Below are 637 nucleotides of genomic sequence, written 5' to 3'. Positions count from 1 at the left end.
ACCCGTGAGGCTTAACCATACAACACCAAAATGGTGTGAGACTGTTAAGTTAGAAGTTAGAAATTAAGACTGAAGTAGACACTTACTTATTGCTTTGAAATAAAGAGCAGCTTTCCGAATTAATACTGATTGCGACAGCGATTAGTAACCAACTTTGCTTGGTGATAATAGCGTTCTGGACCCACCTGACCCCATGCCGAACTCAGAAGTGAAACGGAACTGCGCCGATGATAGTGTGGCATTTGCCATGTGAAAGTAGGTCATCACCAGGCTCTTAATTAAAGAAAGCCCGGCTCAAAGAGCCGGGTTTTTTAGAGCAAAAAAGAATTTACAAGTTTTTGCTTGGCGACCATAGCGTTTTGGAACCACCTGACCCCATGCCGAACTCAGAAGTGAAACGAAACAGCGTCGATGATAGTGTGGCATTTGCCATGTGAAAGTAGAACATCGCCAAGCTCCTAATTATACGAAGAACCCAGCTTATAGCTGGGTTTTTTCGTTTAAAAGCATTGATGCTCTACTTGAACATGGCAGGAAAAAAGCTGAGCGAAGCGAATTCATTCCTGTGATAAAGCTGTAAGGAACAGCTTTACATCGCGTAGGCGACCCGCAGGGCAAGGGCAGGATAGCCCGAAGT

At 44.4% G+C, this 637-nt stretch carries 2 rRNA genes; both read left to right on the top strand.

The annotated features are described in order from the left end of the window. Positions 1-157: 157 nt before the first annotated feature. A 5S ribosomal RNA gene (gene rrf, locus C2M29_RS13360) occupies positions 158-272 on the top strand. A 69-nt stretch (positions 273-341) separates the two neighbouring features. Next, positions 342-456 (top strand): 5S ribosomal RNA (rrf, locus tag C2M29_RS13355). The last annotated feature ends 181 nt before the right edge of the window (positions 457-637 follow it).

The organism is Pseudoalteromonas sp. T1lg48 (assembly GCF_002964785.1).
Lineage (GTDB): Bacteria > Pseudomonadota > Gammaproteobacteria > Enterobacterales > Alteromonadaceae > Pseudoalteromonas.
Note: the sequence above shows the minus strand (reverse complement) of the source record. Positions and strands in the feature narration are given on the sequence as shown.